A 21692-nucleotide genomic window follows, 5' to 3' on the forward strand; every position below is an offset into this window, starting at 1 on the left:
TATTTGTTGGAAACCTTGTTATATAAAATAACCCCACTGTGCATGAGAGCACAATGGGGTTATTTTTACTTGTCAGCGAGTGCATCACAGAATGCCTTGCCATAAGGTGGAAGGTCAGGCGGGCGACGAGCTGAGATGATATGTCCATCAACAACAACGGCTTCATCTTTCCAGATCGCACCTGCATTTTCCATGTCATCCCGAATGCCTGGTGTAGAGGTTACTGTAACCCCGTCCAGAATTTTGGCAGAAATCAGCACCCAGCCCGCATGACAGATCTGTCCAATCGGTTTTCGGTCTGCATTCATTTCCTTCACAAGCTCAAGTACTTTGGGATAACGACGCAGCTTGTCTGGTGCCCAGCCGCCTGGCACGAGAATGCCATCGTAATCTGAACTGTCGAGTTCATCGAAACTGTATTCGGCTTCAGCAGGCACACCATATTTGCCAATATAGGTTTTTCCTTTTTTCTCTCCAGCAAGATGCACTTCTGCACCTTCTTCACGAACCCGATGTACAGGGTACCACAATTCTAAATCTTCGAATTCTTCATCGACCAGAGCGATGACTTTTTTGCCGGTTAATCTCATGTCCATCTCTCCTTTTTGTGGTGATTAGGTCTGTTGCGTCTTTAATTGTAACAGATTCTCCAAGGGACTTCATGGAAGTGCATATTCAGTTTGGAGGAAGCGATTACAAGTCAGTAACTGCCTGCATTCGACAACCTTCATCTGGAGGGAGTGGTAATTTGTGCAACCTTTCGTTTATAGCAGGATTTGAGCCGAAATAGGTCGAATGGTACTTATATAGAGTATAGAACGAATGAGGTGATGGTGGTGCGCAAGTCGTGCAGATGTGGACATGTAATGGAGTTGGAATTAAGAACAGTGGTGTACGCCAAAAAAGTGGAGATTCGAAACGTACCCGTATTTGCGTGTACAGACTGTGTATCATATGAAGTGCTTCCGCCGGTCAAGCCGGACTTAACAGAATGCATTAACACATTGGGTGAACAGCCCGTGAAGCAAGACGTATCTTTTGGTGAACGTAATGAACTGGCAGACCTGTTTCATGAGTTACTGTTGGCCTGGCCGGATGCGACGGATCGGGAGATGGAACATCGTATGCAGCAAGCAGTGGAGGAGCGTATCAATCTGCTGCTGGACATTATGGGTTACGCAACGAAGTCTGGTGATGCAGCGTGGATGGAGACCACGGAGCGTAGATTAAGTCAATTATCCGGATTTGTGTGGCAGGAGTACTTCTCAAATGCTGTCTAATTTTGACGTGTAAAATGCTTGTTTTCATGAAAATTGGCTTTTTCGCGCACTTTTTGTTAAGATATCGAAGAGTGAAAACGCTCAACATAGCGGTATTCCTGGTAAAGGGGGATGTATATCTAATGGCTGACATGACTAAAATGACAAGTATTGAACAGCTAAACTCCGCAGTGGAGGCTACCAAGGATCAACCCTTACTTCTGTTTAAGCATAGCACGCGCTGTCCGATCAGCTCAAACGCTTATCAGGAGATGAACGATTATTTGCTTAACAATGCCAATGAACAAGTGAAATATGGCATTATCTATGTTGTGGAAGATCGCCCGGTATCCAATGAAGCAGCAGACAAGCTGGGTGTTAAGCACGAATCTCCACAGGCGATCCTGATTAAAAAGGGAATTCCTGTATGGCATACTTCCCATTCAGATATTACTAGAACCACACTTACGAATGTTTTGAGTGAGTCCTAAAGCCTATTTTAATTGATTAATGCAAAAATTTGTCGTAATATAAATCTTAATGAAAATGGTATGAAAATTTACTGGTAATGGAGAGAAGTACTGTGACGGTAACCATTTATGATGTGGCACGTGAAGCTGGAGTGTCTATGGCAACGGTATCACGGGTAGTTAATAATAACCCTAATGTCAAACCGCAAACGCGGAAAAAAGTATATGAAGCCATCGAGCGGTTGGGATATCGTCCGAATGCGGTAGCCAGAGGTCTGGCAAGCAAGAAGACAACCACGGTCGGGGTTGTTATTCCGGATATTTCGAACTCAACCTTCGCGGAGATTGCCCGCGGAATTGAAGATATTGCGAATATGTATCACTACAATATTATTTTGTGTAATGCAGATAAGAAGAAAGAAAAAGAAATTCGTGTTATCAACACGTTGCTCGAAAAACAAGTAGACGGACTGCTCTTCATGGGCGGAACAGTAACGGACGAACACATTCAGGCGTTCCAGTCTGCGGCTGTGCCGATTGTACTTTGTGCAACAAGTGATGAGAAGGGCACATTCCCTTCGGTGGATATTGACCATGAGTCGGCTGCGTTTGATGCGGTAAACACTCTGATTCGTCATGGACACAAGGAAATTGCGATGATCAGTGGTACACTGCAAGATCCGGCGAATGGATATGCCCGTTTCCAAGGATACAAAAAAGCACTGGAAGCAGCGGGGATTGAATACCAGGAGGATCTTGTTCGAATTGGTAACTATCGATATGAATCCGGTGTGGAAGCAATGAAATATTTCCTTGGACTCAAGAAAAAACCATCAGCTATCTTTGCTGCTACAGATGAAATGGCCATTGGTGCCATTCACAGCATTCAGGATGACGGTCTGAAAGTACCGGATGACTTCTCCATTATTAGTGTGGATAACATCCGTATGGCTTCCATGGTGCGTCCTCAGTTGACAACAGTGGCTCAGCCAATGTACGACCTTGGCGCAGTAGCGATGCGTTTGCTGACCAAGTTGATGAAGAAAGAAAATGTGGAGAACCCACGGGTTATTTTGCCGCATGAAACGATTCTTCGTCTGTCTGTAAGTCACGCAGATGTAGTTTAATCGGGATTATATACAGTAAGGGAGAAGTCATTCTCTCTACATAGTGGATATGCGAAAGCTCCGGAGACGGAGCTTTTGTGCTGAATTAGTTTAAAAATGAAAACAGGGGGTATCAGAAGATGAGTGAAACGATTGGTATTATCGGAGCGATGGATGAGGAAGTCGAGCTTTTGCTGGCAGGTATGAAGCAGCTTGAGACGGTCAAACAAACCGGCATTACATACGTTGCAGGCGAGTGGCTGGGCAAGCAAATTGTCGTGTGCAAATCCGGCGTAGGTAAAGTAAATGCAGCGGTTACAACGCAGATCTTGATTGATCGTTTTCAAGTTAATCGCATTATCTTTACAGGTGTTGCGGGTGCAGTTAACCCCGATCTGAACATCGGAGATATGGTTATATCGTCTGTATGTGTTCAGCACGACATGGATGTAACGCCACTGGGGTTCGCACGCGGGGTTATTCCTTACCAGGAGACATCTGCATTCCCTGCCGAGGCTTCGCTTATTACACTGGCTGAAGAAGCGTGTAAAGCACAGGGAGCCAATTACCTGATCGGTAAAGTGTTATCTGGAGACCAATTTATTGCGAACAAAGATACGGTTAACATGTTATATAATGAAATGGACGGTGCTTGTGCCGAGATGGAAGGGGCAGCAGTTGCTCAGGTCTGTTACATGAATCGTGTACCATTTGTTGTCCTGCGTGGGATGTCAGATAAAGCGGATGGTTCGGCGCATGTTAACTTTGCTGAATTTACCGTGGAATCTTCGCAGCGTTCACATCGTATTGTGGAGCATATGTTAGAAAATATGTAATGACATAAGCTTATATTGCAATACCCATCCGAAATCCATGAAAAACCGCCCTTCGATTAGCTGTTCCATGAAGTATGGAGCAACGCTGTGAGAGGCGGTTTTTGTTATGTATATCGTTTTTCGAACAGATCATTGAATTAGTACATGAACCGATGGCGGAAGCGTACACGATCAAACTGTTCTTCCGATGTGATGGGCACCTGACTTCCGATACGTACCATCAAACAGTTCGCAGGATGTGAACAGATTTCGGGGTCGTCTGTTGCATACCAGGTCATGTCGATCGTTTCCATCAGCCTCTCCATCATTTTGCGATAATCCCATACGTTTAGTCCGCTGCCCTTCAGATCCCAATGCCAATAATATTCTGTGGTGAAAATAATGTAGTTCTCCATGTATTTATCTTCCAGAGCGGTAAGCAACATCTCACGTCCAATGCCAAGCGAGCGATAGTCGTCCGCAACCTCGATTGCCCCAAGCTCTATCAGATCAGTCATATTGCCCTCGGACCAGCGTTCACAATCATCCGCATAGTGAAAGGTTACATAGCCGATAATCGTTTCATTTTCATGTGCAATGATAATTCGCCCTTCAGGTAGTGCTGCGATCTCGGCCAAAGCTTCTTGCTGCTCCGTTGGGCGCCGAAAGGCATCCAGATCCGGATGGAAGGCAAGACGGGTTATCTCCTCGGCCTGCACGGGGCCTTCAACAGTAATTCGGTGGCCGGACTTGAAGATGGAACGCATATGATGTTCTTTGATATGTTCCATGGTTCATGCTCCTCTCTTTCCTACTTATAGAGGTTGTTCTTCAAAAAGAACGCTATAGCAAAAATCCAAAAAATTGAAAAGCCATAGACGACAATTGAAAAGATTTGCTATAATTGCGTAGACAAAAAATGTTCACAATTCAATACAGTATAGTTAACATCTGTTTGGCCGAGCAAGTACATGATGAGAAGTTCTCTCTACTAATGTAAGCGCTAACTGGAAGTTCAGTCAACACAAAGGCAATGAGAAGTGACCCCTAACGGGAATCGAAATGTCGAGTTGAAGGAGGCTGGCAAGCATGAGTCAAGCACATGGTGAGATGCTGCAAACGGTTGTGTCTGAATCTAATCTGGGCGATTACACGGAGGCGAGAAGCCGGTTCGATTGGGAATCGGTGGAAAGGCACTTTACGTGGCACGCCAGCGGAAAAGTTAACATGGCGCATGAAGCGATTGATCGTCATGTACTGGAAGGAAGGGGCGGGAAAACCGCTTTATTGTATAGCGATGCTTCACGTGAAGAGTCCTATACTTTTGCTGATCTGAGTGAACAGTCGAGTCGGTTTGGGAACGTTCTCCGCAAATATGGCATAGCCAAAGGGGAACGGGTGTTTATTTTTATGCCTCGAAGTCCTGAGCTGTATTTTAGTCTCTTGGGTATATTGAAAGCTGGAGCCATCGCGGGCCCGTTGTTCGAAGCTTTTATGGAAACGGCTGTGAAGGATCGGCTGGAGGATAGCGGAGCAGTAGCACTCGTCACCACTCCGGAATTACTGAAGCGCATCAAACGTTCCGAATTGCCCGAGCTCAAACATATATTTATTGTGGGTGGGGGCGCGCAGACTGAGGAAGGACTCATCGATTTTGATGCAGAGATGTCAGCCGCTTCGGATGAGATGGAAGTAGAGTGGCTGAATCGTGAGGATGGTTTGCTTATTCACTATACCTCAGGCTCTACGGGTAAACCCAAAGGGGTGTACCATGTTCAAAATGCCATGATTCAGCACTATTATACAGGTAAGGTTGTCTTGGATTTACGCGAGGATGATGTATACTGGTGCACTGCTGACCCTGGTTGGGTGACAGGCACTTCTTACGGTATCTTTGCTCCATGGCTCAACGGAGTGACCAATGTGATACGGGGTGGTCGTTTCAGTCCTCAAGATTGGTACAGCACCATCCAGAAGAACAAAGTCACGATCTGGTACAGTGCACCAACGGCCTTTCGTATGCTGATGGGAGCGGGAGAAGAGACCATTGCCCAGCATGATCTGAGCAGTCTGCGTCATGTCATGTCTGTTGGTGAACCGCTCAATCCGGAGGTTGTTCGTTGGGGATGGAAAGCCTATGGTCAGCGGATTCATGATACATGGTGGATGACGGAAACAGGTGCACAGCTAATCTGTAACTATCCCGGAATGCCGATTAAGCCTGGCTCCATGGGACGTCCGTTGCCTGGAATCGAAGCAGCGATTATTGATGATCGCGGGCAGGAATTACCGCCGTACAGTATGGGTAATCTGGCCATACGGGCACCTTGGCCATCCATGATGGCGAAGATCTGGAATAACCCTGTGAAATACGAGGAGTATTTCAGGCTTACGGGCTGGTATGTATCCGGTGACTCCGCTTATATGGATGAAGAAGGATATTTCTGGTTCCAGGGACGTATTGATGATGTGATTAATTCGTCAGGCGAGCGTATCGGCCCCTTTGAGGTGGAGAGCAAGCTCGTGGAGCATCCTGCGGTAGCTGAGGCGGGTGTAATCGGTAAGCCGGATGTGACACGTGGGGAGATCATCAAGGCCTTTGTGGCGCTTCGTGAAGGATATGAGGCGACACCGGAGCTGAAAGAAGAGATCTATCGTTTTGTCAAAGAGGGCCTATCTGCCCACGCTGCTCCGCGTGAGATTGAGTTTAAGGATAAACTGCCCAAGACACGTTCCGGCAAGATCATGCGCCGTGTCCTGAAAGCCTGGGAGCTTGATCTGCCAACAGGAGATCTATCCACCATTGAAGACTAACGCGACAATGCTAGGATCATCAATGTGGTGCTATCGATACCGATACATTGAGTAGTGGGGAGAAGTTAATACTCTACGAAGCCAAATACAGTGACTCTACCCATTTAAAAAAATGGATTGTAAAAGCCTGCTTTATGCCAATGGCATGAAGCAGGCTTTTTGACTACTGTAAATACAAATAAAAAGCCGCACACTCAGATACAGTCTGAGGATGCGGCTTGTTTTGGAACGCTATGCCTGAATCAGGGTTGAAAATGTATGGCTGCAGAAGGTTCGGATTCACCCGCACTGTTGCTGGCAGATACCTTGAACCATCCACTGGTCGATGCGGGTACTCCATAATCCATGGTATTTCCCGCTGTTGTTCCAATTTTGGTATAAGGAGCCGAGCCTGTTTCACTGTAATATACAGTATAACTCTCTGCGTTTGGACTGGACGCCCATTGAATACGCAGTCCTTGAGTGAGGGCAGATACGCTGACTTGACCAGGTGTGCCTGGGGCTGTCGTTGTTGTATTATCGGTCTGCGTTTCTCCCGGCGTAACGACTGTACCAGGAACTTCAATCGGTTCATCAATCTCTTCTTCCACAGGGGGAGCTACACCAGCACTATTTACTGTAGCGCTAGGAGCAGATTCTCTGCCGGCAACATCCACTGCCGTTACATAGAAGGCGAAGTTACCGCCTTGCGCTGCATATGCAGAGAATGATCTGGATTCACCAGTCAGGACAACCTGACCCTGGTTCTGGAATCCTCCACCGTTTACAGAACGGTACAGACGATAACCCACGACATCATTTTCAGGTGTGGCATTAAATGTAATGACAGCTCTGTCACCTGAGGTTGAGATGCGTACGTTGCTTGGTGCATCAGGAGCTTTTCCGTTATCTGTCCTTGGATCAATCTGTGTTGGCATGTCTGCACCAGCATCTTCAGGAAGATAATAAGCAAGTGACTCATGTCGACTCATACGTGAGAATGCATTTTGCAATTCTTTGATGAGATCCGAGATTGGTTTTTTACGCTTGATTACTGTTTTTTCCTTCAACATGTCCGAAGGTGTTCCGTCACGCGGAATATAGTTTACACCATTGTAAGTAATGTACTTGGCTTTGGCTACACCGTCATCGCTATCCTTCGGAACAAACTTGCTGTTGAAAATATCCGTAACAAATTTATCAGTCATGGATGTTGGCAACTTGCCACTGTATGCAGACACCGTGCGCGTTTCGATGCCAGACGGTTTTTTGAACGAATCCGTAACGAACAGATCTTTTTGCGTATCGATCACTTCGTTCAGGATTTTCGACCATAGTTGCTGCGCACGTTTTCTCTGTGATTTACTTTCCAGCGTATTCACGGGCTGTTTGTATCCAACCCACACACCAAGTGTGACATCTGGTGTATAACCTTCAAACCACACATCTGCGTAGTTTTGAGTGGAACCCGTTTTACCTACGATTGGCACACTCTTGGAATATTTGTAATTTTCACGTACTTTATCTGCCGTTCCTTCTGTAATAACGGTCCGCAGCATATCGGTCATCAGGTATGCTGTCTGCTCCGAGAAGGCTTGGACAGGTTCAGTATCGTGTTTATAAACGATGTTTCCTTTGGAATCTACAATTTTGCTAATCATGTAAGAATCGTTATATACACCCTTATTGGCGATAGCACCATAGGCACTGGTTAATTCTTCAACCGTTACACCGTATTGGAGACCTCCGAGAACACCAGTCTGAGCCTGATAGTCTTCCTTCTGAATGGTGGTAATCCCCAGTTTCTTGGCGAAGGTCCAAGCCTTCTCGATCCCCACTTCTTCATTAAACAACTTCAGAGCTGGTATATTGAGAGAATAATTCAGTGCTCTGCGGGCAGTGACTAGTCCCTGATACCGGTTGTTGGCATTCTTGGCAATGTGGTATCCGCTCGGACCATTTTTGAGAATGATCGGTGAATCATCAATAATTGAAGCTGGCTGAACAAGACCTTCATCTAGCGCAGGAAGATAAGCGGCTATAGGTTTCATCGTTGAACCTGGCTGACGTATCATCTGCGTTGCGTAGTTCATCTGTTCATCTTGGAAATCCCGTCCCTCAATCATCCCTAGAATTGCACCGGTTTTGTGATTAATCAGCATAGCAGCAGTTTGTTCTTTTCCTTTGACAGGATCATCTGCTGAGAAATTGCTGTCATCTTCCGCAATGGTACGCATCGTTTTGTAGATGCTTTTGTTGATGGTCGTGTATATACGATATCCACCTGTCCGCAGTTGCGTCTGAGCTTCCTCTAATAATGCACTGCTTTCCTTCTGAGGTGTGGCTGCATCCGTAGCTTTGTCTGCAGATTCAGCTGTGTCGGAATTCAACTGTTTCATCAAAATCTGTGCAGCTTGTCGTTCCGTTTCCATCATAAGATATGGATAAGTGTTGTAAGCCTTGATGGTTTTCGGAGCGAGTGCGCTTTTGATATCAAAAGCAAGAGCTTTGTCATACTCGGACTGATTGATTTTGCCCAATTCAAGCATACGGCGCAGTACCAGATGCTGACGGTTGATTGCGCGGTCAAAATTCTCCTCTACAAAATCACCTTTACCGTTAAAAGCGGAGTAAGAGGAGGGGAGTTGTGGCAATCCAGCAAGATAAGCAGCTTGAGCGATGTTGATTTTTTCCAGATCGTTAATATTGAACAATCCTTTGGCGGCTGCTTTGATTCCGTAAACGTTGTATCCGCTGGAACCATTACCAAAAGGAACTTTGTTCAGATAGGCAGTCATGATCTCGTCTTTGGTCAGGAAACGTTCGAGTCGGAGTGAGAGCAAAATTTCTTTCACTTTCCGATCTTCCGTGCGATCCAGATTCAAAAACACACGACGCGCCAATTGCTGAGTCAGTGTACTACCGCCGGTTTGTACTGATTCTTTCAGCACTTTCTGTTTCACGGCACGTAGGGTTCCACTCATGTCTACACCTTTATGTTCGTAAAAATGATTGTCTTCAATTGAAACGACAGCATCAATAACCTTTTGTGGGATCTGGTCCGTAGTGACCGGACGCCTGTCTTCTTCCGTACGTAATTGACCGATCGGACTGCCGTCGGCAAAGTAAGCAAAGCCTGTGATGGAGTTTTCGCTGACTTTTTGTTCAATCAGGGCCCTTGAACGGACAGGCTCGTCTTTCACAATGGAACTGACGTATCCCATCAAAGCACCGCCTACAAATAGTGCCCCCATAAAGCCAAGGACAACCATCCATTTGACGAAACTTCCCAGTCTGCGGGCAAAGCTACGCTTGCGTACAGGCTGTTCATCGGGCTTTTTCTTATTAACATCAACCATTCAGTGTCTTCCTCCTTTTAACAGCACTTATTATAGCATAAAAAGGCGGGTTTGCATGCCTGAGAAATACAAGTAATGGTCGAAATTTGCCATTCTGCCATGCATTATGCTATATATCATGCGATATTGAAGCACATTTCATGAGTTGTAAGCCATAATAAGCAGGCCACCTCCATGCTGAGGTGCATAGGGTGGCCTGAATGATGTGTCGTATTGGAGGTCTTCTACATTAGGTTTTGAATCGTTGAATCAGCTCTAATAGTTCCTGGGTAAGATTAGCCAGTGAGGCAGATGCCGCCGTAATCTCTTCCATGGATGCGAGTTGTTCTTCAGAGGCAGAGGCGACACGAGTTGCGTGATCTGCTGTCTCATGACCAATGGTTTTGAGTTGCACTAACGTGGCATCAACCTGTTGTGATCCAGCTGACATCTGCTGCGCAATGGCTGAGACATGTTCAATCTGCTCATTAACATCTGAAATCTGTGATGAAATCGAGAGGAATAGTTCACCACTCTCATTAATCACTTCCGCTATATGGCTCACCTCGGCATTTCCATGTTCCATATTTTCAACGAGAGAAAGGACCTCTTGCTGAACGCTATGAATTAACGCTGCAATCTGCGCTGCTGATACTCTGGATTGTTCAGCCAGATTACGAATCTCGGAAGCAACAACACCGAACCCGCGCCCGTGTTCACCTGCTCGCGATGCTTCAATGGAAGCATTAAGTGCAAGTAGGTTGGTTTGACGGCTAACTTCCGTGATCATGCCTGTAATATGGCCAATCTCTTCCGAACGTTGGCGGAAATTCTCCAGTGCGGTCATCGACGTCTGCACAGAAGAAGTGGCACTATCGACCATACGCATAGCGGACTGAATCTTATCAGTTCCGATGGTTGTTCGTTCGGCCACAGTTCGCGATGAATCGGATACATCGGAGGCGGCCTTTGCAATTCTTCCGATCCCTGCAGATATTTCATTCATGGAACGGGAGGACTCTTGCAGCTCCTGCACCTGTTTACCTGCTTTATCTGCAAGTTCGACTCCTGTTAATGCAATCAGTTCGGCGGCTTTACCTGTTTCTTCGGCACCTGCGGTCAACTGTTGAGAGGTGGAGCCGACAGATAAAGCATGTTCGGATATAACCGATATGGTATGACGCAGGGTATCCATCATCTGATTCATATGACCCGCCATGATGCCAAATTCATCTTTGGATCGTACAGGTAACTTTTGTGTCAAATCTCCGCCAGCCAGCTGTCCAGCGACGATATTAACTTGATTCAACTGTCTAACAATGGAGATGATGGTGTAGGTAACCACACCTGCAAGCAGAAGTACTGCCAGTGCGGCAATCAGTATGGACCAGTTCAAGCTGTCATAGAAGGGTTGAAGGATATGGCTCTTTGGCAGCGCCGATACAAGGTACCAGTTTGAATCTGTTCCTTGTAACCTGGCAGGCTCGGCAATAAATAGTTCTTCACCTACTTCAGGGTCTGTAGCGTAAAACTGAGACTCGCCAGACTGTATACGCTGAATGACTGTCTTCATTTCAGATGGAATTACGGCTCCTTCATGAGCCAGCTCCGGTTTGGAGCCGTGTGCAGCAATCTGTCCTTCACTAGTAATAAGCATGGCATAACCCTGATCCGGATTAAGTGATGCTATATTTTGTTGAAAACGATCAATGGTAAAGTCGGCCCCAACAATGCCTAGAAAATTTTTGTTTTCATCTAATAGAGGGAGGACAATCGAAACGAGCAGTGTTTCTTTTCCGCCAACCGTGTAGGTAACAGGTTCGGACCAATAGATGGATTTGGTTTTCTTTGGATGCTGATAGTAAGTACTAGTTTCACCGCTTCCCTCATAAGTAGGCATAGGCTCAAAATGCAGGGAGTTGCCATCACGTATAACGTATGGAACGAATCGACCCGTAGCATCATCATATTCTTTTTTGTTGATGTGCTCCGCATCGTTTCCATCAAAGGCATTTGGTTCCCAGCCCGTATAAAAGCCAAAAACTTTCTCGTCCTTCTTCAGATATTGTTCAAGGAGTCTGACGACTTCTTCACGGTTGAGTGATCCGTTCTGAGCTGCATCCAATAACGTGGTACTCATGGTGTCCAACGTGTTTTTCACCTGATTAATGTCAGTCATAAACTCATTCGTAGCCCGGTTTGCTGCCTGTCCAGCAACGGTTTCGCCGTACTGGAGGCTTTTGTCGTAAATGGATTTGGTATTAAATGCAATCAGGGCTCCAATACAACAGAGTAATACGATCCCGAGTAAAAGTCCAAGCTTAACAGCAAGCTTGCGATTGCGAAAAAAATGCATGTTTTAATCCCCCTCGATGTCATTCTTGTGATGTATATATGGATGTGTGCTTCTCCTGAAGGGAGTCTATATTTTATATCGTTATTTACGTTCCTATAATGAAGATAATTAAAAAAAAGCATAGAAAAACAGCTGTCGAGAAAATCTCGACAGCTGTTTGGGTTGAAACTTTAATGTGATTGCAACGATTAACGGTTGTAGAACTCGACGATTTGTTTTTCATCGATGTCTTGGGACAATTCAGCACGCTCAGGCAAGCGGATGAATTTACCTTCTACAGCTGCTTCGTTGTATTCAACGTATGCTGGAAGATGCGAACGGCCTTCCAAAGCTTCTTTAATGGAAGAAAGAGCGCGGCTCTTCTCACGCAAGCCGATTACATCGCCAGTGCTTACTTGGTAAGAAGCGATATCGACTTTTTTGCCGTTTACAGTTACGTGACCGTGTGCTACCAACTGACGCGCTCCAGCGCGGGAGTTAGCAAACCCAAGGCGGTAAACGAGGTTGTCAAGGCGGCACTCAAGCAAGAACATGAAGTTCTCACCGGCAATACCTTGCATTTTTTGAGCTTTAGAGAACAGTGTGCGGAATTGCTTCTCGCCCAAACCGTACATGTGGCGCAATTTTTGTTTTTCTTGCAATTGCATACCGTAGTTGCTGATTTTTCTGCGTTGGTTAGCTCCGTGCTGACCTGGAGGGAAAGGACGTTTCAATTCTTTGCCTGTTCCGCTAAGGGAAATGCCGAGGCGACGGCTCAATTTAAATTTAGGACCAGTGTAACGTGCCATGTTTAAAGTAGCTCCTTTTTAGTTAAAGTTCATATTAGGGCTCTGTTTGCGCTCCAATTTGTTGATGCGGGCTTGGCCACGCATAGAACGATCAGGAAAGTTCAGCCGCTGTCCTGAAAGCAACAAAAAGAATGAGGGTGACACAACCGGTAATGCCCAAATTTAAAGACCCATTAGTAGTCTTCATCAACAATTTATATTACAGTTTAAGAGAAACAAAGTCAAGCGCAGAATAAAAGCAAAAAAACGTCTAAATTTGTCGATAGGTCATTGGGCCTAAAATAATGGGACATTTTTCTGAAATATGGATGCAAAAATGGTTTAAACAGAGTAAAATAGATTGTATCTTAACTTTAAATCATCTTTATGTAACAAGGTTATCGCAACGAATTTGCAGGTTTGCGATAACGTCTGCAGATTAATGCATCCTGGTGGATGCAAAAACGGTGCAAAGGAGCGCCTGACATGTTAGAACATCTAAGAAGTTTACCTGCCAGCTTGAATTCACGAAGTTCGGGCGATTCCGCATCTTTTGCCGCTCCTCGTTCTCATGAAGAGCATGTGTTGTGGATGCAAAAAATGGATATCACACCTTTTGATTTTTCATATTTGGGCAGCTTGCTAGAGCAGGCATACAGTGACTGGAACTCCAGAGTGGGTTCAAGGCTGGCCAGACCATCAACCTTTTACAGTGTGTGGAACACGGAAGGTGATTGCATAGGATACGATAGCGATCATGAAGCTGATCCGGGCGTAAATGCACGCAGGCTGGTATTGGAATGTTTGGATAAGAGACAGGCCCTGTCCCTTAAAGGGACAAGCGAACACGGAGAATATCTTATAATAACACATCCCTTATTCTCCAGAACTAACAAGGATATGTTTGCCGTATTCACTGCTGTGATCTATGAATCCAATGGATATGAAACGTCTGAAGCTGTGGTTCAATCTGAGGCATTGCATTATCACACCTGCTTTTACCGAAGATTCGAATACATATTTATGACGGACCTGTTACATGCTCATGAACAAACAGCTCGTGAGGAACACCGGAGGTCCATCCTCTTTCAGATTGTTCAGCGAATGCATGACAAAATGGATGTCGAGGCCATATTGGATGAGGTATTTGACAGTATGGATTACTTGTACCCGGCTACTTATATCAAATTGTATATGTCTCAGGATCAGAGCAACTCTGATCCACGGATTAAACCGTTGCTTGTCCACGAGCGAGGAGAAGATATTTGTGTGCGTTCATTTATGGAAGGTAAGCTGATCGTTGCTCGCTCACATGATGCAGAGAACCGCATTGTAGATGTAGGGATTCCGCTGAAAGGCAAACAAGGCATATACGGTGTGTTCCATATCGAAATGAATGAAGAGATTATGGAAGAATCGGACTTGCAATTGATTACGATGATGGTAGACACTGCAGGAACGGCCTTTGAGAACGCCAAGTTGCATGAACAATCCAATATGTTAATTCAGGAACTTCGTTTAATTAATGATCTTACACAGCGGTTGAACAAGAGTCTGCATCTTTCGGAGATTTATCAACTATCCGAACAAGAGTTAAAGGAAATATTCCAGGCTGAAACGTGTTGCATTCTTCAACTCAATGACAGTACAAATGACTTCGAAGTCATGTCATCTAACGTGAAAGATGTTTTTCACCAATCCTTTTCTGTAGACTACGGTATCGCAGGTTTGGTCTATCGAACAGAGGAACCGCTTATTATAGCCAATTATGCGCAATTTGATAAAGTGTCCTCCTTTTTCATGGAAGATACTGGATCCATGTCACTGATTGCATCACCGATCCGAGTCAATGGTGAAGTGAAGGGTGCCATTTTGCTGGGACACAGTAGAGAGCACTACTTTTCATATGATAACTATAGGCTCTTGCAGATGTTATCTATTCATATTGGGCTTGCCCTGTCAAATGCCACGTTACATGCCGAGGTTCGGCGCTTGGCTAATCTGGATATGTTGACAGGCCTGTACGTGAGGCATTATCTGGACAGTGTGATTCACGAGCGACAGGCTCATGAATTCTGTGGCTCCCTCATTGTGGTGGATATTGATCAGTTCAAACAGGTGAATGACACATTCGGACACCAGACGGGGGATCAAGTATTGAAGCAAGTGAGTGAGATCGTCACCAGCTCTGTTCGCTCGGAGGATGTCTGCGCCAGATGGGGTGGAGAAGAACTGGCGATCTATATGCCACAGGTGAGTGTAAGGCAGGCGTTAGATTATGCGGAAGTGATTCGAAAGAGAGTCGCAGAAGAGACCAGACCGCCCGTTACGGTATCCAGTGGCATCGCAGAGTGGAGTTGGATGGATGAAAAGGTCAGTGTAGAGTCCTTGTTTTATCGGGCTGATATGGCTTTGTATAGCGCCAAGAATGGTGGTCGGAACAGAATCGTTGTAGAGGAACAGGATGTAACACGTTAAGAGAGAACAATTCCAATTGCGGAGTCGTTCTCTTTTTTTTGTGCATGGGAGAATCAAGATGTGTATAGAAGGAAGTATAAGCGTATACGGGCGGGGCAATCTATGGAGAAAGTTCATGGAAGGGTGAAGATAGACATGTTTAACCGCCATTCGGTACGTACATTATGGTTATTTGTGAGCATCGTGATTATTGGTGTTCCGGGTTGTGGATTAATCCAGCGAGATCAAACGCCTGAAGAGGTCTTTTCCTTGGCTTTATCGGGGATAGCGGGAAAAGAAACGTTGAGTTTTGAAGGAGAGGCAGGACTTCGACGGGAGAACAGTGGGCTGTTTGAGAATCAGTTCAAATTTGAAGGCAAGCTGGAGAATCATGATCGTCTGACCCTTCAGACCCGATTACCTGGAGAAGTAACTGCTGTGGGGACAGGCATTCAAACAACTGCCGTAAAAAATAATGGACAGCCCAGTGGGTTTAGCGCCTCTTTTGAGCGGAAACAAGGGCAATGGATGGCATTGTCAGCGCAGCATGAGCCGCTGCGTGGGTCTCTTTCTCGATTTAACCCAATCGCCCAATTGGAGAAGATTGATGGGATGCACAAAACGATTCAATCCGAGTATGGGGCCGGTCGTCGAACCAGAACATTACGGATTGAACTTGCACCGGAAGACGCCAAATCATGGGCTGTAACCCAGCTAAACGACGAGATGAACGCCATTCGGGCAGAATATATGCATAAGGCAGCTACGGTGAAAGGGGCGCGTAAGGAGAAGCTTGAGAAGGATCTGGAGAAAGTTTGGAAACAGGGCGAAACAACGATGCAACAGATGATGAAACAAGCGAGCGTGCAGACGGTATATCATCTCACGGTAGATCGGAAGAGCAGTCTGCCTCTTCGCTTATCCTCTGAAAGTCAGATGAGTTACACGGACAACAACCGTAAAAGTAACAAAGAAGCCCTTGTCACCGATGTGAACTTCAAGTCATATCAATAAACGAAGTGAGGGACTGCCTACTGACGGGATGACTGTTCGCGTGCTACAATAGTATCGTAATTTACCGTTGTTCAATTCAAGTATGGCAGATGACAGGAGGATTTTACCAAGATGAAAGACCCAAGAATTCAAAAGCTTGCAGCAAACCTGGTGGGCTATTCAGTAGATGTACAGCCTGGTGAAAATGTATTGGTTGAGATGATTGGATCGGAACGTGATCTGATTAACGCCATTATTGAAGAGGTAGGAAAAAAAGGTGGTAACGTCTTTGTACAGTTGACCGATAAAACCGTACAGCGTGCGATGCTGAAAAATGCCACAGAAGAAATGATGAAAACATGGGCAGAGATTGATCTGAACCGTATGAAACAGATGGATTGTTATATCGGTATTCGTGCGGGAGAAAATGTGAATGATCTGTCCGATGTGCCGGAAGAAAAAATGAAAATGTACAATGCATTGTACTCCCACCCGGTACATAGTGAACAACGTGTCAAACATACGAAATGGGTTGTACTGCGTTACCCTAACGCAAGTATGGCGCAACTCGCCAATACAAGTACAGAAGCGTTCGAAGATTTCTACTTCGACGTATGTAACCTGGATTACGCCAAAATGGACAAAGCGCAGGACTCGCTTGCTAACCTGATGAAGCGGACGGATAAAGTTCGTATCACCGGACCAGGAACAGAGCTGAGCTTCTCCATTAAAGATATCGGTGCAGAGAAATGTTCTGGCCAAAAAAATATCCCGGATGGCGAAGTGTACAGTGCCCCTGTGCGCAATTCCGTGAACGGAACGATTAGTTATAACTCGCCAACCCTGTACAATGGAGTGACTTTTGAAAATATCAAGTTCACGTTCAAGGATGGCAAAATTGTTGAAGCGACAAGTAACGATACAGAGCGTTTGAATGAAATCTTGAATTCGGATGAGGGTGCTCGTCATATTGGTGAATTCGCGATTGGATTTAACCCGCATATTCTGCATCCGATGAAAGATATCCTGTTCGATGAAAAAATCGCAGGCAGCTTACACTTTACGCCAGGTCAGGCGTATGAAGAAACCGACAATGGCAACCGCTCGTCTATCCACTGGGATCTCGTATTAATCCAGCGTCCGGATTATGGCGGCGGGGAGATTTATTTTGACGATGTGCTGATTCGTAAAGACGGTATTTTTGTCATTCCTGAGCTGGAATGCTTGAATCCGGACCGTTTGAAGTAGGAACAGGATTTTGCTGTTGCTAGGAAAGCGGATTCACGGTATCATGTAGTGGTAATTAATAGATGATACCAATAGTAAAAAGACGGAGGGATTCCTATGTCGAGTAATAACGCGGCTGTAGTAGAAATTGCTCAAACAGCAGGCAAGTTTACTTCTTCAATCGTGCTTCATTCGGAGAACAAGTATATCGATGTAAAAAGTATTCTCGGATTGTTTACAACGCTGATCAGCACGCACAGCTATGAACTGCATGTTCATGGTCCAGATGCAGTTGAAGCGAAAGCAGCCATGTCAGAAGTATTTGCCAAGCATGGATTGAATGTAAGCATCGCATCTGAGTAATAGCTCTCAAGAAGCACCTTTGCCTTTTTTGGCAGGGGTGTTTTTTGGCATGGAATGATCTGAATGCACATTTGGAGGTGACTGGAACAGGAGGATTAAGCTTCAACAAAAGGCTTAACTTTGCGGGCTTATTTTGGTCAGGTTCTTGTATTAGCTCTTCATTTCGTCTAATATTAGAGGTAGAACGTCTTTACGCGATTTTTGGGACATAGGGGGGAAAAATGCATGACTTCATCTGATCTGCAGGACCAGCTGAGTTTGAAAGCGATCAGTCTTCTTCAAGAAGATGCAGATAAAATACAGAAGCTTATTGAAGTACAGATGGAGAATCTGGCTACCCGCTACTGCCCTCTCTATGAGGAAGTATTGGATACACAGATGTATGGGTTCTCCAAAGAAGTTGATTTTGCTGTTCGTGCAGGGCTCCTTCCAGAAGGTGCAGGTAAGCAGCTGGTTAGCGCGCTTGAGCGGAATTTGGCAATTTTATATGAAGCCTTGAACAAGAAGAATGAGCAATAGCCTGCAAATGCGCGGGTCAGAATAGAAGGCATGCAGGCGTTTATGCATGCTTTTTTTGTGCGCCTGAACGGGACTGGGATGAAAGCCAGCCGGAAGGCGTATACAAACAAAGAGACAGCTCCAAATGTATATTGTGGCTGCCTCTTGTGGCTTGTTATTTTAATCGCAACGTGAGGGCCTGGTTACACGAGGAAGAAGGAAACACCGAGTATGATATATACGACGAGCAGGAGTAAACCTTCGTACCAATTCGTTGAACCATCTTGGGTAATGGACTTTGCAATAAATACGGATACGCCGATGGCGACCAGTTCAATCGTTGTGAATACGATATCCATGGTTCTGCCTGTGAAGTAGCTGACAAAAATCAGTACAGGAGCAACGAAGAGTGCGATCTGCAAACTGCTGCCAACCGCAATTTCAACGGCGGCTCCAATTTTATTTTTCATGGCAAGCATGATGGCTGCACTGTGTTCGGCCGCATTACCGATGATGGCCACAAGGAATGCACCGACAAACAGTTCGCTAAGTCCAAATTCCGAAGTGAAGACTTCAAGCGTGCCCACCAGCCATTCACTGACGAAGGCAACCATGACTGTTGCGAGCACCAGATAGAGAATTGATTTTTTCTTGGACCATGCTGGAGCATGCTCATGAGGTAGCTCTTCATCGCGATCCTCAGTGACGTCTGCGAGGTAGTTCTTATGTGTCACCATGGAGAATAGCAACCACGCAATATACGCGAGGATGAGCAATCCGGCCACGATGAGACTAAGTGTATTGGTGTCTTTCTGTGTAATGGAATGTGTATTGAGAAAGACTGCCGGAATAAACAGGGCAATGATGGCAACAATCATCAGGGAACCATTCAGACCTGCAAGGGAAACATTATAATTCTGAATTTTGAACTTGAGCCCTCCGGCAAAAATACTTAACCCGAGCACTAACAGCAGATTTCCGATGATAGAACCTGTCAGACTAGCTTTGACCATGTCGAAGAGTCCCTCTTTGACGAGGAAAATGGCGATGATCAATTCGGCAGCATTGCCGAAGGTGGCATTCAAGAATCCACCCAGCCGCTGTCCGGCGTAGTGGGCTACATTTTCGGTGGCTTTGCCTAAAAAACCGGCCACAAAAATAACCGAAATGGCTGATATCACGAACTGTAGAATCGAATCCCATTTCAAGTAGTGGGCGATGGCACTGAGTGCAAAGAACGCAATCAGCAAAATGGATGAAATCCGGTTTCTCACAACAAACACCTCGGTTATAAATTATTTTGTTTTGAATTGCATTGTAAATCGCTTATGAGATTATTTTCATATTTCAATATAACCAAATGGTGGTAGGTTGTAAACGCATCTTTTTGAGTTTAATTTGCTTTTTGGGGTGGAAAGGATTTAAAATACGAGTAACGAAGTGAAGGAGGATGTGGCATGGCAGAACAACTTCAACTGGAGAGCGGAAACATCCGGATTGCCGATGACGTGGTTGCAAAAATTGCCGGAATGGCTGCAATGGAAACACCCGGAATTGCCGCAATGTCTGGAGGATTGTCAGAGGGCTGGGCGAAGCGACTCAGCGGTAAAAACGTACAGAAAGGCGTGAGCGTTGAGGTCGGCCAGCTGGAAGCAGCCATTGACCTGCGCATCATCGTCCTGTACGAAACCCCGATTCATGAAGTTTCCCGTATGCTTCAGCAGAATGTAAGAGAAGCGGTAGAGACCATGACCGGATTACGCGTGGTTGAAGTCAATGTAAAGGTAGAAGGCGTATCTTTCAAAGGCGACGATCTGTAGAAATCGCAATCCGCAATGGAGGACAGAGTCATATTGACCTGTTCTTCATCTTGATAGACAGAATTGTAACGATAACACAGAAAAAGGCTGCGCATCCATTGGGTGCACAGCCTTTTTTGTGTTGCTTTTTTATCGAATCCGACGGATGGACTCCCGTGAACGAAGAGCAGGAGAGGTACGAGTCTGTGTCTGTACAGTCACGGACTTCGTTTTCTCTTCCTTGATCACGTCCAGATTGTTAGTACGTGAGATACTGAGCAGAATGCCCATGGCAACCATCATTACAAAGAGTGAGGTACCCCCATAACTGATAAACGGAAGCGTAACTCCCGTCACCGGAATGGTTTGAGTTACACCACCGATGTTGATAAATGCCTGAATCGCGATTAGTCCCATGATACCTATGCCGACCAATGTTCCGAATGGATCGGGACAGCGGAGAGAGACAATAATTCCGCGCCAGATGAAGTACAGGTAAACAAGCAGGAATAAGGCACTTCCGATGAATCCGAGTTCTTCCCCGATTACGGAGAAAATAAAGTCATTATACGCGTTTGGCAAATAGTGCAGCTTCATCGTACCTTGTCCAATCCCTGAACCTGTCATGCCGCCATCACCAATGGCAACAAGAGAACGGTAGAGGTTAAGACTTCCGCCATTAATATCGGACATTGGATCAAGGAAAGCCTGAATACGTCCGATCTTGTAGTTCTGCTCCGCAGTGACTGCTGTTGTAGCAGTCGTTGTGTCGGAAGGAGACATGGAAGAAAACAGGGAATTCGCTCCGAACGCCAGTGCCCCACCGAGTACAACCAGGAGAATCGAACCCAGGATATGTTTCATACTGGCTCCACCGGCATAGATCAAGAGACCACAGGTGGACACCAGAATGAAGGTGGTACCGAAGTCTGGTTGCAGCATAATCAGCCCTGCGATGAATCCAACGATGAACAAGACGGGAACGTACCCTGTCTTGAAAACCCTGAATTTCTCACCTTTTTTGGTAATAAGAGCAGAGAGATAGAGAATGATAGCAATTTTTGCGAACTCTGCAGGCTGAAGACTGAAACCAAAAATGTGAATCCAGCTTCGTGCACCGTTCAATACTGCACCTGAGATCAAAACAATCACCAGCATGACCGTAGTGAGCAGGAAAAAGGGTGCATAGAGCTTTTTGTACTTGTTGAAGCGGATATTCATGGCAAAAAACATGCCAAATAGACCGATAATCGCCCACATAAGTTGTTTTTTCGTGAAGTAAAGGGCATCATTGTTAAATTTATCGCTTGCGATTGCAATGCTGGAACTGGAGCTGAATACCATCACCAGTCCAAAGCCCACCAACAATAAAGTGAGGATTAGCAGTTGAAAATCCGGCGTGCCTCTCTTCGTTTTCGTTTGGGCCGTTTGTTGTTTCATCGTTTGGCCCA

The 21692-nt window shown here is 45.6% G+C and carries 18 protein-coding genes; 11 read left to right on the forward strand and 7 right to left on the reverse strand.

Features of this window, described 5'->3' with window-relative positions; all coding sequences use genetic code 11:
• Positions 1-65: 65 nt before the first annotated feature.
• On the reverse strand, positions 66-590 hold the full coding sequence (locus tag CXK86_RS07610) for a type 1 glutamine amidotransferase domain-containing protein (RefSeq protein WP_036674874.1): 525 nt from the start codon (positions 588-590) through the stop codon (positions 66-68).
• A 186-nt stretch (positions 591-776) separates the two neighbouring features.
• Between CXK86_RS07610 and CXK86_RS07615 the strand changes: the two genes are divergently transcribed.
• The 4 genes from CXK86_RS07615 (at position 777) to CXK86_RS07630 (ending at position 3671) form a co-directional block, all read left to right on the forward strand.
• The gene (locus CXK86_RS07615; RefSeq protein WP_179086481.1) at positions 777-1280 is read left to right on the forward strand and encodes a hypothetical protein; all 504 of its coding nucleotides are present in this window, start codon (positions 777-779) and stop codon (positions 1278-1280) included.
• Positions 1281-1402: 122 nt separating this feature from the next.
• Positions 1403-1750: a bacillithiol system redox-active protein YtxJ gene (gene ytxJ, locus CXK86_RS07620; RefSeq protein WP_036674876.1), complete on the forward strand. Its 348-nt coding sequence runs from the start codon at positions 1403-1405 to the stop codon at positions 1748-1750.
• Positions 1751-1842: 92 nt separating this feature from the next.
• Complete coding sequence (ccpA, locus tag CXK86_RS07625) at positions 1843-2856, forward strand: catabolite control protein A (RefSeq protein ID WP_036674877.1); 1014 nt, start codon at positions 1843-1845, stop codon at positions 2854-2856.
• Positions 2857-2975: 119 nt separating this feature from the next.
• A complete protein-coding gene (locus CXK86_RS07630; RefSeq protein ID WP_100527101.1) occupies positions 2976-3671 on the forward strand; it encodes a 5'-methylthioadenosine/adenosylhomocysteine nucleosidase in 696 nt (231 codons plus the stop codon).
• A gap of 137 nt (positions 3672-3808) precedes the next feature.
• On the opposite strand, the gene CXK86_RS07635 is transcribed toward CXK86_RS07630, so the two are convergent.
• Positions 3809-4441 carry a GNAT family N-acetyltransferase gene (locus CXK86_RS07635; protein WP_101313583.1) on the reverse strand — a complete coding sequence of 211 codons (633 nt, stop codon included), beginning with the start codon at positions 4439-4441 and terminating at the stop codon, positions 3809-3811.
• A gap of 298 nt (positions 4442-4739) precedes the next feature.
• Here CXK86_RS07635 and acsA point away from each other — a divergent pair, with 298 nt between their 5' ends.
• Positions 4740-6464, forward strand: coding sequence for an acetate--CoA ligase (gene acsA, locus CXK86_RS07640; protein ID WP_101313584.1), 1725 nt, complete (start codon positions 4740-4742; stop codon positions 6462-6464).
• A gap of 242 nt (positions 6465-6706) precedes the next feature.
• Here acsA and CXK86_RS07645 read toward each other — a convergent pair whose 3' ends face one another.
• The 3 genes from CXK86_RS07645 to rpsD all read right to left on the reverse strand — a co-directional run bounded on the left by CXK86_RS07645 (position 6707) and on the right by rpsD (position 12925).
• The gene (locus CXK86_RS07645; protein WP_101313585.1) at positions 6707-9802 is read right to left on the reverse strand and encodes a transglycosylase domain-containing protein; all 3096 of its coding nucleotides are present in this window, start codon (positions 9800-9802) and stop codon (positions 6707-6709) included.
• Between the two features lie 229 nt (positions 9803-10031).
• The gene (locus CXK86_RS07650; RefSeq protein WP_101313586.1) at positions 10032-12137 is read right to left on the reverse strand and encodes a methyl-accepting chemotaxis protein; all 2106 of its coding nucleotides are present in this window, start codon (positions 12135-12137) and stop codon (positions 10032-10034) included.
• A gap of 188 nt (positions 12138-12325) precedes the next feature.
• On the reverse strand, positions 12326-12925 hold the full coding sequence (gene rpsD / locus CXK86_RS07655; protein WP_017687421.1) for a 30S ribosomal protein S4: 600 nt from the start codon (positions 12923-12925) through the stop codon (positions 12326-12328).
• Between the two features lie 465 nt (positions 12926-13390).
• On the opposite strand from rpsD, the gene CXK86_RS07660 reads away from it, so the two are divergent.
• The 5 genes from CXK86_RS07660 (at position 13391) to CXK86_RS07680 (ending at position 18463) form a co-directional block, all read left to right on the forward strand.
• Positions 13391-15382 carry a sensor domain-containing diguanylate cyclase gene (locus tag CXK86_RS07660; RefSeq protein WP_076250856.1) on the forward strand — a complete coding sequence of 664 codons (1992 nt, stop codon included), beginning with the start codon at positions 13391-13393 and terminating at the stop codon, positions 15380-15382.
• 102 nt (positions 15383-15484) lie between these two features.
• A complete protein-coding gene (locus CXK86_RS07665; RefSeq protein WP_076250858.1) occupies positions 15485-16375 on the forward strand; it encodes a hypothetical protein in 891 nt (296 codons plus the stop codon).
• Between the two features lie 111 nt (positions 16376-16486).
• Complete coding sequence (locus CXK86_RS07670) at positions 16487-17602, forward strand: aminopeptidase (RefSeq protein ID WP_076250860.1); 1116 nt, start codon at positions 16487-16489, stop codon at positions 17600-17602.
• A gap of 96 nt (positions 17603-17698) precedes the next feature.
• Positions 17699-17944 (forward strand): HPr family phosphocarrier protein, encoded by a 246-nt coding sequence (locus tag CXK86_RS07675; protein ID WP_036614658.1) that lies wholly within the window; start codon positions 17699-17701, stop codon positions 17942-17944.
• Positions 17945-18169: 225 nt separating this feature from the next.
• Complete coding sequence (locus CXK86_RS07680) at positions 18170-18463, forward strand: Fpa/YlaN family protein (RefSeq protein ID WP_036614657.1); 294 nt, start codon at positions 18170-18172, stop codon at positions 18461-18463.
• A gap of 182 nt (positions 18464-18645) precedes the next feature.
• Here CXK86_RS07680 and cax read toward each other — a convergent pair whose 3' ends face one another.
• Positions 18646-19716: a calcium/proton exchanger gene (gene cax, locus CXK86_RS07685; RefSeq protein WP_036674882.1), complete on the reverse strand. Its 1071-nt coding sequence runs from the start codon at positions 19714-19716 to the stop codon at positions 18646-18648.
• A gap of 183 nt (positions 19717-19899) precedes the next feature.
• Here cax and CXK86_RS07690 point away from each other — a divergent pair, with 183 nt between their 5' ends.
• Positions 19900-20262, forward strand: a complete 363-nt coding sequence (locus CXK86_RS07690; RefSeq protein WP_017687428.1) for an Asp23/Gls24 family envelope stress response protein — start codon at positions 19900-19902, stop codon at positions 20260-20262.
• 129 nt (positions 20263-20391) lie between these two features.
• Here the strand turns inward: CXK86_RS07690 and ftsW are convergent, their stop codons facing one another.
• On the reverse strand, positions 20392-21681 hold the full coding sequence (gene ftsW / locus CXK86_RS07695) for a putative lipid II flippase FtsW (RefSeq protein ID WP_036614653.1): 1290 nt from the start codon (positions 21679-21681) through the stop codon (positions 20392-20394).
• Positions 21682-21692 lie beyond the last annotated feature (11 nt).

Source organism: Paenibacillus sp. BGI2013 (assembly GCF_002843485.1).
GTDB lineage: Bacteria > Bacillota > Bacilli > Paenibacillales > Paenibacillaceae > Paenibacillus > Paenibacillus amylolyticus.